This window comes from Polaromonas sp. P4_F9 (genome assembly GCF_056401235.1).
Genome location: NZ_JBFUJT010000002.1, coordinates 146350 through 158958, shown reverse-complemented (window position 1 = coordinate 158958; position 12609 = coordinate 146350). Strand labels below are relative to the sequence as shown.

Below are 12609 nucleotides of genomic sequence, written 5' to 3'. Positions count from 1 at the left end.
GTGCTCTTGCGCGGGCCGCCAGCGTGCAGTCACCGGCCCTGGCAGGCCCAGATATAATCCAAAGTTGTTTTATACGATGAATTCTCACCTGATTGTGCGCGCAAAATGAATAAGCTGTTGACCACGATATTCGCTGTAGCTGTCTCCTGTGTGACGGTCTCAAGCCTGGCCCAGGAAGTCAAGGGCGATGCCAAAGCCGGCGAAACCAAGAACGCCATGTGCATTGGCTGTCACGGCATCAAGGGCTACCAGGCGTCTTTTCCCGAGATTTACAAGGTCCCGATGATTTCCGGCCAGGGCGGCAAATACATCACGGCGGCGCTCAATGCCTACAAAAAAGGTGAACGCAAGCATCCCACCATGCGCGGCATTGCCGAGTCGCTGACCGACCAGGACATCGCTGACCTGGCGGCCTATTACAGTACCCATGGCGTGGTGCAAGGTGCCGAGCTTCCTGCCAAGCCGGCCAAAGAACCCAGCGCTGATGTGCAGGCCCTGCTGAACAAGGCCAACTGCGCTTCATGCCACGGCGCCAATTTCAGCAAACCGATCGATCCGGCCTATCCCAAGATTGCCGGCCAGCACAGCGATTACCTGTTCGTGGCGCTCAAGGCCTACAAGACCGACAACAACCCCAAGGTGGGTCGCGGCAACGCCATCATGGCGGGCATGGCCAAGCAGTACACCAATGCCGAGCTGAAATTGCTGGCCAACTACCTGGCTTCGGTGGACGGTGAACTCAAGGTGATTCCCCAGAGCAAGTTCCGCTGAGGCGGCGGGGAGTTTCTCTCGTCAGTCAAAAAAAGCCGCTGTTTCCAGCGGCTTTTTTTATGGTCTCGTGGGTCCGGTCCCGGTTCCGGTCCCGGCCGCGAAAGCTAGTCTCGCGTAGCGCGGCGCTGAACGCACGCGATATAGGCATCCCCATCCGGTGGGCGGCCTGCGCGCTGGCTTTCCCACACCATCTGTCCCAGGCAGTCCATGGCCTCGTGGTGCGCGTCATGCAGTGAGTTGCGCCGCGCGGTCAACAGCTCCACGGCCTGGCGGATACCGCGCGGCTGGTCAATCGAGCATTGTTCGCTGATCGACAGGTGCATCGAGAGGTGCAGGAAGGGATTGGTGTTGCCGGCCTCGACGTCATACATTTTTTCAAGCGCCGCATCGGCATCCGCAAAATCCGCATGGTATTCGGGGTGTTCCTCCATCCATTGGCTTGCTATGATTTCTATAGCCTCCAGCGCCTGTCCTGCGCGGGCTTTGGCATAAACTGAACAAAAAAATCGCCGGACGTCGGCTTGCGAAGGCGTGAACATGGCTAAAGCGTATCACGCAGCCTGATTGCGGGGCCTTTGTGGTGTTTTCCGCCCTGGCGCTTTGGCGGGCTTGCGCTTGGCCGCATCCCTCCACATCCCCGCGTCCTACAGACAGAGGGGGTGTGCAACGGTATATTCAAGATTCACAGTGGCGCAGTTCCGGCGCGCAGCCACCCCGCAATCCATAAGCCCGGTAGCCCGGTGAGGAGATTCTATGAATGCAGCAAAAATGGCGGGAATTATCCTGATCGTTGTCGGCCTGGCCGGATTTTTCACGGGAGGTTTCAGCTTCAACAAGGACAGGACGGCCGCGAAAATCGGCCCCATCGAGTTGACGGTCACGGAAAAGGAGTCGGTCAACATTCCCCAGTGGCTGAGCATCGGTGCCGTGGCCGTGGGTGCGGTTTTGCTGGTGGTGGGGTTCCGCAAGCCCTGAAAGCCCGCGCGCCGTTCGTTCGGCGCAGGTGACTTCCTGCCAGACGGGGCAGTTGCTTTTTCCCGGGGGAACCCCCTTCGGGATATTGTCGGTCTCAGGCGCGCTGAACACTCAGCATGCGCGATATGGCCTGTGCCGCTGCGAGGAGCTGTGGCAGCATGGTTTCCTGCATCACCTTGGCACTGGTCCGGTTGGCCTGGCCGCTGATGTTCAGCGCCGCCACCATCTGGCCGGCCCGGTTGGTGATGGGCGCGGCCAGCGACACCAGTCCTTCCTCGAGCTCCTGATTCACCAGCGACCAGCCCTGTTTGCGAACCTGCGCAATCCGGGCCGCGATCTCCTTCACATCGACCGCGGTGTACTTGGTCCGGGTCGTCCGCTCCGAACGCTCCAGGCACTCCATCAACTCGGCTTGCGGCAATGCGGACAGCAGCATGCGGCCCATCGAGGTGCAGTAGGCGGGCAGCCGGGAGCCGATGCCCAGGCTGATGCTCATGATCTTGTGCGTGGGCACGCGCAGCACATACACGATGTCGGTGTCGTCAAGCACCGCTGCCGAGCAGGATTCCTTGACCTGCGCAACCAGCGCTTCCATTACGGGTTCGGCGAGGTCCCAGATCGGCATGGACGAGAGATAGGCGAATCCCAAATCGAGAATGCGCGGGGTCAGGCTGAACAGCTTGCCTTCGCTGCGCACATAACCGAGCGACTCCAGGGTCAATAGGATGCGGCGGGCGCCGGCGCGGCTCAGCTCGCTGCGCTGCGCCACTTCGGTCAGCGTCTGGCGCGGTGCGCTGGCACTGAACGAGCGGATGACCTGCAATCCGCGCGCAAAGGATTGCACATAGCCGTCGCCGGGTTTAAGGTCTGCGATGCGTGTGGAGGCGGGATTTGCCATGGTTGAAAAAATCTCCTAGAATTCATTATACGAACTCTTGTTCTAATGTCGAACAAAATCTGGTGGATCGGAAACTCTGCCTGAATTCGCGGCTTTGTGCGCCCGGTCACCCGGGCGCTACTCTGGCGTGTTGCCTGTTTCTGTCCTGTTGCCCTGTTGGAGACAATTGAATGATCAACAAGATTGCCCGCTCCATCGCCGATGCGTTGGCGGATGTGAAAGACGGTTCCATCATCCTGATCGGGGGGTTTGGCACCGCCGGTATTCCCAATGAACTCATCGACGGCCTGATTGCGCAGGGTGCCAAAGACCTGACCGTGGTCAACAACAACGCGGGCAATGGCGAGACCGGGCTGGCGGCGCTGCTGAAGGCCGGGCGGGTGCGCAAAATCATTTGCAGCTTTCCACGCCAGGCCGACAGCCACGTGTTCGACGGGCTGTACCGCAGCGGCAAGCTGGAGCTGGAACTGGTGCCGCAGGGCAATCTGGCCGAGCGCATCCGCGCAGCCGGGGCAGGCATAGGCGCATTTTTCTCGCCCACGGGTTACGGCACGGAGCTGGCCAAAAATCCTGATGGTTCGGCCAAGGAGACCCGCGAGATCAACGGCAAGCAGTACGTCCTCGAGATGCCGATTTACGGCGACGTGGCGCTGATCAAGGCCGAGCAGGGCGATCGCTGGGGCAACCTGACCTACCGCAAGGCGGCGCGCAATTTTGGCCCGGTGATGGCCACGGCCGCTGCAAAAACCGTGGCAACGGTGCACGAGATTGTCGAGCTCGGCGCGCTCAATCCGGAGCACATCGTGACGCCGGGCATCTTCGTGCACCAGATCGTGAAGATAGACCGCGTGGCAACCCAGGCAGGCGGCTTCAAAAACGTAGCCTGAACCTGTTGCGATCATTTGCCATCATTGACCAGCCATCCGGACGGAGCAACCCATGACCTACCAGAAACGCACCAAAGACCAGCTTGCCGCCCGTGTGGCGCAAGACATCTACGAAGGCGCCACCGTCAACCTCGGCATCGGCATGCCGACGCTCGTGGCTAACCATATCCCGGCCAGTCGCGAGGTGCTGTTGCACAGCGAAAACGGCATTCTCGGCATGGGCCCTGCGCCCGCCGAGGGCGCGGAAGATTATGACCTCATCAACGCCGGAAAACAGCCGGTGACGCTGCTCAAGGGCGGCTCCTTTTTTCACCATGCCGACAGCTTTGCCATGATGCGCGGCGGCCACCTTGATATTTGCGTGCTCGGTGCGTTCCAGGTATCGGCCACAGGCGACCTGGCCAACTGGCACACCGGGGAAAAGGACGCGATCCCCGCCGTGGGCGGCGCGATGGACCTGGCCCTGGGCGCCAAGCAGACCTGGGTGATGATGGACCTGCTCACCAAAAAGGGCGAGAGCAAGGTGGTGGCGCAATGCAGCTATCCGCTCACCGCCATTGCCTGCGTCAAGCGCATTTATTCGGAACTCGCCACGCTGGCGTGTACACCGCAGGGTCTCAAGCTCATCGACAAGGTCGAGGGCCTGACGCATGGCGAACTCGAAAAACTCGTCGGCTTGCCGATAGCTGTTTGATTTTTGTTTGATTTTTTAATTAACCAATCCGTTCGGGCTTGAAGGGCCCAGGTCCTGCTCAGGTCCTGTATTGAACGGAGATTCAGGAGACATTTCATGAACCAGGCTTTCATCTGCGATGCCATTCGCACCCCCTTCGGCCGCTACGGCGGCGCCTTGAGCAGCGTGCGCACCGACGACCTGGGCGCGATCCCGCTCAAGGCCCTGATGGCGCGCAACCCCAAGGTCGACTGGCAACTGGTGAGCGACGTGATCTTCGGCTGCGCCAACCAGGCCGGCGAAGACAACCGCAACGTCGCGCGCATGTCCAGCCTGCTGGCCGGCCTGCCGCTGGAATTGCCCGGCGCCACCATCAACCGCCTGTGCGGCTCCGGCCTGGACGCCCTGGGCACGGCCGCCCGCGCCATCAAGTCGGGCGAGGCCCACCTGATGATTGCCGGAGGCGTCGAAAGCATGAGCCGCGCGCCCTTCGTCATGCCCAAGGCCGAAAGCGCCTTCAGCCGCGCCAACGCGGTCTACGACACCACCATCGGCTGGCGCTTCGTCAACAAGCTGATGAAGGAAAAGTACGGCGTCGACGCCATGCCCGAAACCGCCGAGAACGTGGCCACCGACTACAAGATCAGCCGCGAAGACCAGGACAAGATGGCCCTGGCCAGCCAGCTCAAGGCCGTGGCGGCACAAAAGGCCGGCTACTTCGATGCCGAAATCACGCCCGTGACCATCGCGCAGAAAAAGGGCGACCCCATCGTGGTGGCCAAGGACGAGCATCCGCGCGAGACCTCGATGGAAACGCTGGCCAAGCTCAAAGGCGTGGTGCGCCCCGACGGCTCCGTCACCGCCGGCAATGCCAGCGGCGTCAACGACGGCGCCTGCGCGCTGCTGCTCGCCGACGAGGCCAGCGCGGCCAAAAACGGCCTCACACCCAGGGCCCGCATCGTCGGCATGGCCACGGCCGGCGTGGCGCCGCGCATCATGGGCATAGGCCCCGCGCCCGCCACGCAGAAAGTGCTGGCGCTCACCGGCCTGACGCTGGCGCAAATGGACGTGATCGAGCTCAACGAAGCCTTTGCCGCACAGGGCCTGGCCGTGCTGCGCATGCTGGGTGTGCAGGATGACGACCCGCGCGTCAACCCCAATGGCGGCGCCATTGCGCTGGGCCATCCGTTGGGCGCCAGCGGTGCCCGCCTGGCCACTACGGCGGTCAACCAGCTGCACAAGAGTGGCGGGCGCTATGCGCTGTGCACCATGTGCATCGGCGTGGGGCAGGGCATTGCGGTGATTCTTGAGCGGGTCTGATGGACTTGCCCTTGAGCCGTTATTGAGTAGCTATTGAGCTGCCATGTCGCCGTTGATTTGCTATTGATTTAATAGCAATCTGCGCCTTTCTCTTTCTCTTTCTATTGGACGTCAGCCGTCCGAACCCTGTTTCATTTCCGGAAATTCATAGTTGCAAGGAGACAGTCATGCCTTTCATCTCTGCAGCACGTCGCACCCTGGGCCTGGCCGCACTCGCGCTGGCTGCTGCCGGCTTGCTGCCGGCCACCGCCGGCGCCCAGCAGTTCCCGACCAAGCCGGTGCGCATCATCACGCCGTTTCCGGTGGGTGGTGGTCCCGACGGCGTGGCGCGCCTGGTGGCCGACAAGTTGTCACGCGCCTGGGGCCAGCCGGTAGTGGTCGAGAACCGGCCCGGCGGCAACGGCTTCATCGCAATCGACGCCTTCAAGCGCGGCAGCAAGGATGGGCACGACCTGATCGTGCTCGACAACGTGCATCTGGCGGCCTATCCGGCGCTGTTCAAGAAACTGCCGTACGACGCAAGCAAGGACTTTGATGCGCTGCTGCCGCTGTTCAAGACCTATTTCTTCTTCACCGTGCCGACCACCAGTAAATACAAGTCAATTGCTGACCTGGTTGCCGACGCCAAGGCCCACCCCGGCAAGCTGGACTACGGCTCCTGGTCGGTCGGCAATCCGGTGCACCTGGGCTCGGAGCTGTTTGAGTCCGCAACCGGCACGCAGATGGAGCATGTGATCTACAAGGAAACCACCCAGCTCTACACCTCGGTCTCCACCGGCGAACTGGCCTTCGCGCTGGGCAGCAGCGCCACCGCGGGGCCGCTGCAGCGCGCGGGCAAGCTGCGCTTCCTGGCGGTGGCGGCACCGAAGCGTGTGGCGGCCTTCCCGGACGTGCCGACGGTCGGCGAATCCGGTGGTCCGCAGGGCTTCGAGGTCACCGGCTGGAATGCGATGGCGGTGCCCAAAGGCCTTCCTGACGCCGTGAGCGACAAGATCAAGCGCGACATCGAGAAGGCGCTGGCCGAACCCGACGTGCTTGAGAAATTCAAGAGCTTTGGTTATGAGCCCTTCCCGCAGACGCGCGAGCAGTTCAACCAGTTCGTGCAGAGCGAAAGCCGGCGTTTCGGCGACGTGATCCGCAAGGCGAACGTCTCGCTGGACTGACAGGCCCTGCCCGGCGTCTGCTGTTTGTGTCTTCCACCGGACCTTCGGGTCGTTGATTGAGAAAGTGCCAGCATGAACCACCTTCGTCCAGGACGCCGCAGCCTGCTGCTGGGCGCGCTCGCCGCGCTGGGCGCTCCAGCATGGGCCCAAAACGCCAAGGCGATCAAAATCGTCGTGCCTTTCGCACCCGGTGGCGGCAACGACGTGTTCGCCCGCCAGATGGCAAAAAGCCTGGGCGAGTTGCGCAACCAGAGCGTGATGGTGGAAAACAAGCCCGGCGCCGGCGGCAACCTGGGCACGGAGCAGGTCGTGCGCAGTCCGGGCGATGGGGCGACGTTGCTGCTGGGGCATTCGGGCACGGTGTCTATCAACCCGGCGCTGTACAAGCAGCTGAAGTACGATCCGCAAAAAGACCTGGCGCCGGTCGCCATGTTTGCTTCATCAGCGCTGGTGCTGGTGGTGCCGGCCTCGTCATCGGTGAAGACGGTGGCCGACCTGCTGGCGTTGGCCAAGTCACAGCCAGGTTCGCTCAACTACGCCTCCAGCGGCAGCGGCACGGGCGGCCACCTGACGGGTGAGATGTTCGAGCAAAAGAGCGGGGTCAAGATCGGCCACATTCCGTACAAGGGCACCGCCCCCGGCCTGACGGACCTGGTGGGCGGGCAGGTGCAGATGATGTTCAGCGTCATTCCGCCGGCGCTGGCGCTGGTCAAGAGCGGCCGCCTGCGGGCCGTGGCGGTCACCGGCAGCCAGCGGCTTCCCTCGCTGCCCGAGGTGCCCACCATCGCCGAGTCCGGTGTGCCGGGTCTGGCCGGATTTGAAAGCACGTTGACCTATGGCATTCTTGCGCCCCGCGGCACGCCGGAGGCCACCATCAGGGAGCTGTCAGGGCAGATGCTCAAGATCGCCGCCTCGGCCGATTTCCAGTCCCGGCTGGAGGTGGAGGGCGCGGTACCCCTGCTGGGCGGTCCCGCCGACTATGCCGCCCTGATCAGGAAGGAAGGCGCCAAGTGGGCCGAGATCGTGAAAGTCTCCGGCGCGACGGTCGAATGAATTGCCGTCCAGGGTGAGGCGCTTGATGGTTGCCGGCCCTGTAACATCGGGCGCCCATGGCGCCGCCTTCCCACAACACAGCATTAGTCTCACCACTCTCCTCAGGGCCCCGCGCGCCATCGTGTTCGTGCGGCCGGGCCTGAAAGCCACGCCGCCGTGAGTTTCCCGCTGATCACCGACCCGTTTTTCTATGCGGTGGCCGTCCCTGCGGTGCTGATGCTGGGCATCAGCAAAAGCGGTTTTGGCGCGGGCTTTGGCTCACTGGCGGTGCCGGTGATGGCGCTGGCCGTGACGGTGCCGCAAGCTGCCGCCATCCTGATGCCGGTGCTGCTGCTGATGGACCTGCTGGGCCTGGCCGCCTTCCGCAAGGATTTCGACCTCAGGTTCCTGCGCTTCCTGATTCCCTGCGGACTGGTGGGCACGGTAGTGGGGGCGCTGCTCTTCAAGGCACTGGACGCCAGGATGGTGGCCGGCATTGTGGGTGTGTTCACGCTGCTGTTTTTGGCGCAGCGCCTGCTGTTTCCGCCCCGACCCGACAGCCCGCCGCCACCCCAATGGCTGGGGGCCCTGTTGACGGTAACCTCGGGCTTCACGAGTTTTGTGGCGCATGCCGGTGGGCCGTCGTTGAGTGCCTATGTGATTCCAATGCGTCTGAGTCCCATCAAGTTCACCGCCACCATGGCGGCCTTCTTTTTTGTGATCAACCTCTCCAAGTGGATTCCCTATGGGTTGCTGGGTCTGCTCGACCTGCGCAACATGGCGACGTCGCTGGTGCTGTTGCCGCTCGCTCCCGTCGGCGTGTGGATAGGCGTGCGTCTGGCCAGGCGCATCAGCCCGGTGCTTTTCTACCGGCTGCTGTATGTCGGCATGCTGCTCACTGGTTGCAAGCTGGTCTGGGACGGACTGCACTAGGTGTAGTCGAGCCCGAGGTTGTTCCAGGAGGCAGCATGACCCGGCTGGATGCGTAGCGGCGCGACCGAAGCGGCTCCGACCCGCACCTGAAGCGCGTCGGCGCGAGGCGAAAATTTGGGCGGCCCCACGTCACGAGCACGCCCGACCGTGCAAGTTTCGCCGATGGCACCGCACCAGGCCGTCAGCAATCAGGGAGGGATCCCTCGAAGTGCCGGTCTGCACGGAACATGGCGCTGCCATGACGCACACTTCACTGGAGCTCGGCGAGCAGCGCCCTGGCCTCCTGCAGGTCCACGGTGTCGAAGCCTTCGGTGAACCAGCCGTAGCTCTCGGCCAACAGCTGGCGGGCCTCCGCCGGCTTGCCCTGCTGCCGCCACAGCCGGCTTAAGGCCATCACCGCGCGCAGCTCCAGCGATCGGGCGCCCTGCCGGCGAGCGATCGCGATCGCCTTCAGGAAGCAGGCTTCGGCTTCGTCCCGGCCGCCGGCGCCCGCCCCCTCGCGGCTCGGCTGCAGCAGCGTCAGCTCCCCCTTGAGCCGATACAGCTCCGCCTCGTACACGCGCTCTTGCGTTCGGTCCACCATGGCCAGCGCCTCGGCCAGCGTCTTCAGCCCTGCCTCGGCTTGCCCCGCTTTTCCGTAGGCTTCGGCCAGCAGCGCCAGGAAATGCGGCCGCCAAAGTTCCGCCCCGGTGGCCCGATAGGCGCTCAAACCCTGTTGCATCCTTTCGATGCCTTTTGCTGTGCGTCCCTGCTCGGCCAGCGCCCAGCCCGAGAGGATGGTTCCGTAAGCCAACCAGAACGGGAAGCCGTGTTCGGTCGCGAGGGCGAGGATGGCCTGCGCCAACTCGCGCGTCGGCTGCGCCTCGCGGCGCTGCAAATGAAGCTCGGCGGCGAAGATCATGGCAGTGGCCGAGACAGGAGGGTGGGACAGGGTCTGAGCCAGAGCGAGCGCCGCCTGGCTGCGCGCCAGGGCTTGGTCCGGATAGCCGAGCAGCCACAGGTCCAAGGCTGCGAAGGCCAGCCCCGCCACGCCGGGCTCCGACCCATAAAAGACGGCAGGCGAGTAGTGCTGCCCAGGGTCATAAAGGGCTAAGACCTGCTCCAGTTGCGCTTGGGCGGGGACCAGCTCGCCGAGACTGAGCAAGCTGGTGCCCAACGCCCGATGGGCTTGTACGAGCAAGGCAGGGTCTTGCGCCTTTTGGGCCATCGTAAGGAGTTGCTCCCCCAGCTCGCGTGCGGTCGGCAGTTCCCCACGGACTTGATAAAACGTGCGCAGCCCCACCAGGGCAGGGAAGAGCTGGATCGTTTCCCCGAGCTGTCGACACAGCATCAACGCCCGGGTATAAGTTGCCTCCACTTCCGGGGCAGCGTGCCCCTTGGTGGCCATCCAGGCCGGACCGAGGGTGATCTGGAGTGCGAGTTCCTGCCTGGCGCGCTCCGGCGCATCGGGCAGGGTCTCAAGCAGGGCCAGGGCCGTGGTGAGGTGGGTGACCGCTTCGGCATCGGCGGAGCGCTGCACCGCCTGGCGCCCGGCGCAGTGGAGGTATTGCACCGCCTTCGGCGCGTTGCCGCTGCGGCTGAAATGATGCGCCAGCTCGCTGCAGTGCTCCTCGAGCTGGGCGCTGAACAGGGCCTCAATCGCCTGGGCCGTGCGCTCATGCAGCGCACAGCGCCGCTCGCTCAGCAGCGAGCCGTAGCTCACCTCCTGGGTCAGCCCATGCTTGAAGCTGTACTCCACCTCCGGAAACGCCGGCTGCTCGTAGATGAATTCCCCGGCCTGCAGCTGCGCCAGCAGGCTTTTCAGCGCGTCTTCGGGCTGCTGGGCGACGCGCGCGAGCAGGCTCCAGGGAAATGCCTTGCCGATCACCGCCAGGGTCTGCAGCAGCGCTTTCTCGGCCGTCCCCAGTCGATCGATGCGGGCGGCCAGCACCCCCTGCACAGTGGTCGGGATGTGCAGGGCGGTCGGGATCCGCTCGATACGGTAATGCCCGTGCTCGCCGCGCAGCACCTGCTCCTCGATCAGCGTCTGCACCACTTCTTCGATGAAGAAGGGGTTGCCTTCGGTCTGCTCCAGGATCAGGTGCTCGAGCGGGGCGAGCCCGGCGGCGTCGCCCAGCAGGGCTCGCAGCAGTTCCTGGGCCTCGTCTTTTCCCAGGGGATCCAGCCGCAGCTGGGTGTAGTAGCTCCTGTGGCCCCAGTCGTGCCGGTACTCGGGCCGGTAATTGACCAGCAGCAGGATGCGGGCGTTGGCCACGCTCTCGCCGAGAAAGCCGAGGAAAGCCTCGGTCTCGCTGTCGAGCCACTGCAGATCTTCGACGATCAGCTCGAGCGGCTGGGCCATGCTCTCGCGCACCAGGAGCCGCTTGATCGCCTCGAAGGTGCGCTGCCGGCGGATCTGGGGGCTCATCTGCGCCAGCGTCGAGCCCGGCTCGGCGAGCCCCAGCAGCTGGAACAGATAGGGCAGGCTGCCCTCCAGCGCGCGGTCCAGGGTCAGCACCTTGCCGGTGAGCTTCTCCCGCCGCCGGCGCTCGTCATCCTGCGCGGTGATCTGGCAGTAGTTCTTCAGCAGCTCGATCAGCGGCAGATACGGATAGGCCTTGCCGTGCGAGACCGAGAAGGTCTCCAGCACCAGGCAATCGGGTGGCGCGCGCAGCTTGAACTCGTGGCACAGCCGCGACTTGCCGACCCCCGGCTCGCCGACCACGCCGACGATCTGGCCGTGCCCGGCCTGCGCCAGCGCCCGTGCTTCGCGCAGTTCCTCGAGCTCGCGGGCACGGCCGACGAAGCGCGCCAGCCCGCGGCTGGCCGCCACCTGCAAGCGGGTGCGCAGCGGGCCAAGACCGAGCACTTCGAAGACGGCGAGCGGCTCGGGCAGCCCCTTGATCGGCGTCGCGCCGAGCGCCTTGACCGCGAAATAGCCCTCGGTCAGCTTGTGGGTGTGTTCGCTCGCGACGATAGAGCCGGGCACCGCGATGCTCTCCATGCGCGAAGCGATGTGGATCGTGTGCCCCACCGGGTCGTAGTCGGTGTGCAAGTCGTCGGTGCGGATTGCGCGCACCACCACTTCGCCGGAGTTGACGCCGACGCGGATCTGCAGCGCTATCCCCTGGGCCAGGCGCACGCGGTCGGCGTAGCGGCGCATGTCCTCTTGCATGCGCAGCGCCGCATAGAGGGCCCGCTGCGCATGGTCTTCGTGCGCGATCGGCGCGCCGAACAGCGCCAGGATGCCATCGCCCATCGACTTGGCCACATAGCCTGCGTAGTGATGGACAGCGTCCATCATCAGCGCCAGCACCGGGTCGATCAGGCGGCGGGCGTCTTCGGGATCGAGGTCGTGGATCAGCGCGGTCGAGCCGGCCATGTCGGCGAACAGCGCGGTGACGGTTTTGCGTTCACCGTCCGGTGCGCCGCGGGCCTCCATGGCCGCCTGTGCCGCCAGGATGCGCTCGGCCAGGTAGGGGGGCGTGTAGTCGATGGGGGCGCTGGCCGCAAGCGCCGAGCCCAGCGCCGCGTTCGGGGCCGGTCCGCCGAGCGGCGCGCCGCATTCGCTGCAGAACTTGGCGCTCGCGTTCGCCTCGTGTCCGCAGGCCGGACAGGCACGCGGCAGCCCGGCGCCGCATTCCTCGCAGAACTTGGCGCCTGTCGGATTCTCGAACCCGCAGCTTGCGCAGCGCATAAGGCTTACCCCGCCTTCGGGGTTTCAAGGTGCAACAGTTCCTGAATTTTATCAGGGCAGGCAGCTCGCCGGGCTTGTCGCCCAGGGACTGCAGGCCGTCACCAGAATTATTTCTTTCTTGCCATCAATGTGGTCAAAATTCAACCAACGCCAATACCTTTCCTGTTCGAGGAGCGCGGCATCATCGATGGGAAGGGCATGGGCGCGCTGTATAGCCGGTTCCTGGCCGGCAGGCGCAGTGCGTTGCCCGAACGATGGCCGGGCGCTGCAGCGTGATCGGA

At 64.3% G+C, this 12609-nt stretch carries 11 protein-coding genes; 8 read left to right on the top strand and 3 right to left on the bottom strand.

Features of this window, described 5'->3' with window-relative positions; translation table 11 throughout:
• Positions 1 to 105 precede the first annotated feature (105 nt).
• On the top strand, positions 106 to 771 hold the full coding sequence (locus AC1DUB_RS02855; RefSeq protein ID WP_477728208.1) for a c-type cytochrome: 666 nt from the start codon (positions 106 to 108) through the stop codon (positions 769 to 771).
• Positions 772 to 875: 104 nt separating this feature from the next.
• Here AC1DUB_RS02855 and AC1DUB_RS02850 read toward each other — a convergent pair whose 3' ends face one another.
• Entirely contained in the window at positions 876 to 1310 is a 435-nt protein-coding gene (locus AC1DUB_RS02850; protein ID WP_477728207.1) for a DUF1841 family protein, read from the bottom strand.
• A 214-nt stretch (positions 1311 to 1524) separates the two neighbouring features.
• Between AC1DUB_RS02850 and AC1DUB_RS02845 the strand changes: the two genes are divergently transcribed.
• On the top strand, positions 1525 to 1746 hold the full coding sequence (locus AC1DUB_RS02845) for a hypothetical protein (protein WP_477728206.1): 222 nt from the start codon (positions 1525 to 1527) through the stop codon (positions 1744 to 1746).
• Between the two features lie 94 nt (positions 1747 to 1840).
• Here AC1DUB_RS02845 and AC1DUB_RS02840 read toward each other — a convergent pair whose 3' ends face one another.
• A complete protein-coding gene (locus AC1DUB_RS02840; RefSeq protein ID WP_477728205.1) occupies positions 1841 to 2644 on the bottom strand; it encodes an IclR family transcriptional regulator domain-containing protein in 804 nt (267 codons plus the stop codon).
• A gap of 170 nt (positions 2645 to 2814) precedes the next feature.
• Between AC1DUB_RS02840 and AC1DUB_RS02835 the strand changes: the two genes are divergently transcribed.
• The 6 genes from AC1DUB_RS02835 (at position 2815) to AC1DUB_RS02810 (ending at position 8652) form a co-directional block, all read left to right on the top strand.
• Entirely contained in the window at positions 2815 to 3531 is a 717-nt protein-coding gene (locus AC1DUB_RS02835; protein WP_477728204.1) for a 3-oxoacid CoA-transferase subunit A, read from the top strand.
• A 52-nt stretch (positions 3532 to 3583) separates the two neighbouring features.
• A complete protein-coding gene (locus tag AC1DUB_RS02830; protein WP_477728203.1) occupies positions 3584 to 4225 on the top strand; it encodes a 3-oxoacid CoA-transferase subunit B in 642 nt (213 codons plus the stop codon).
• A gap of 96 nt (positions 4226 to 4321) precedes the next feature.
• Positions 4322 to 5524, top strand: a complete 1203-nt coding sequence (pcaF, locus tag AC1DUB_RS02825; RefSeq protein ID WP_477728202.1) for a 3-oxoadipyl-CoA thiolase — start codon at positions 4322 to 4324, stop codon at positions 5522 to 5524.
• A 167-nt stretch (positions 5525 to 5691) separates the two neighbouring features.
• The gene (locus AC1DUB_RS02820; RefSeq protein ID WP_477728201.1) at positions 5692 to 6687 is read left to right on the top strand and encodes a Bug family tripartite tricarboxylate transporter substrate binding protein; all 996 of its coding nucleotides are present in this window, start codon (positions 5692 to 5694) and stop codon (positions 6685 to 6687) included.
• Between the two features lie 72 nt (positions 6688 to 6759).
• The gene (locus tag AC1DUB_RS02815) at positions 6760 to 7740 is read left to right on the top strand and encodes a Bug family tripartite tricarboxylate transporter substrate binding protein (RefSeq protein WP_477728200.1); all 981 of its coding nucleotides are present in this window, start codon (positions 6760 to 6762) and stop codon (positions 7738 to 7740) included.
• Positions 7741 to 7896: 156 nt separating this feature from the next.
• Positions 7897 to 8652 (top strand): sulfite exporter TauE/SafE family protein, encoded by a 756-nt coding sequence (locus AC1DUB_RS02810; RefSeq protein WP_477728199.1) that lies wholly within the window; start codon positions 7897 to 7899, stop codon positions 8650 to 8652.
• A gap of 250 nt (positions 8653 to 8902) precedes the next feature.
• Here the strand turns inward: AC1DUB_RS02810 and AC1DUB_RS02805 are convergent, their stop codons facing one another.
• Entirely contained in the window at positions 8903 to 12328 is a 3426-nt protein-coding gene (locus tag AC1DUB_RS02805) for an adenylate/guanylate cyclase domain-containing protein (RefSeq protein WP_477728198.1), read from the bottom strand.
• Positions 12329 to 12609: the final 281 nt, after the last annotated feature.

Excerpts from the sequence above, each read along its gene's own strand:
- AC1DUB_RS02855 (WP_477728208.1), top strand. The coding sequence starts at position 106 with ATGAATAAGCTGTTGACCACGATATTCGCTGTAGCTGTCTCCTGTGTG.
- AC1DUB_RS02850 (WP_477728207.1), bottom strand. The coding sequence starts at position 1,310 with ATGTTCACGCCTTCGCAAGCCGACGTCCGGCGATTTTTTTGTTCAGTT.
- AC1DUB_RS02845 (WP_477728206.1), top strand. The coding sequence starts at position 1,525 with ATGAATGCAGCAAAAATGGCGGGAATTATCCTGATCGTTGTCGGCCTG.
- AC1DUB_RS02840 (WP_477728205.1), bottom strand. The coding sequence starts at position 2,644 with ATGGCAAATCCCGCCTCCACACGCATCGCAGACCTTAAACCCGGCGAC.
- AC1DUB_RS02835 (WP_477728204.1), top strand. The coding sequence starts at position 2,815 with ATGATCAACAAGATTGCCCGCTCCATCGCCGATGCGTTGGCGGATGTG.
- AC1DUB_RS02830 (WP_477728203.1), top strand. The coding sequence starts at position 3,584 with ATGACCTACCAGAAACGCACCAAAGACCAGCTTGCCGCCCGTGTGGCG.
- pcaF (WP_477728202.1), top strand. The coding sequence starts at position 4,322 with ATGAACCAGGCTTTCATCTGCGATGCCATTCGCACCCCCTTCGGCCGC.
- AC1DUB_RS02820 (WP_477728201.1), top strand. The coding sequence starts at position 5,692 with ATGCCTTTCATCTCTGCAGCACGTCGCACCCTGGGCCTGGCCGCACTC.
- AC1DUB_RS02815 (WP_477728200.1), top strand. The coding sequence starts at position 6,760 with ATGAACCACCTTCGTCCAGGACGCCGCAGCCTGCTGCTGGGCGCGCTC.
- AC1DUB_RS02805 (WP_477728198.1), bottom strand. The coding sequence starts at position 12,328 with ATGCGCTGCGCAAGCTGCGGGTTCGAGAATCCGACAGGCGCCAAGTTC.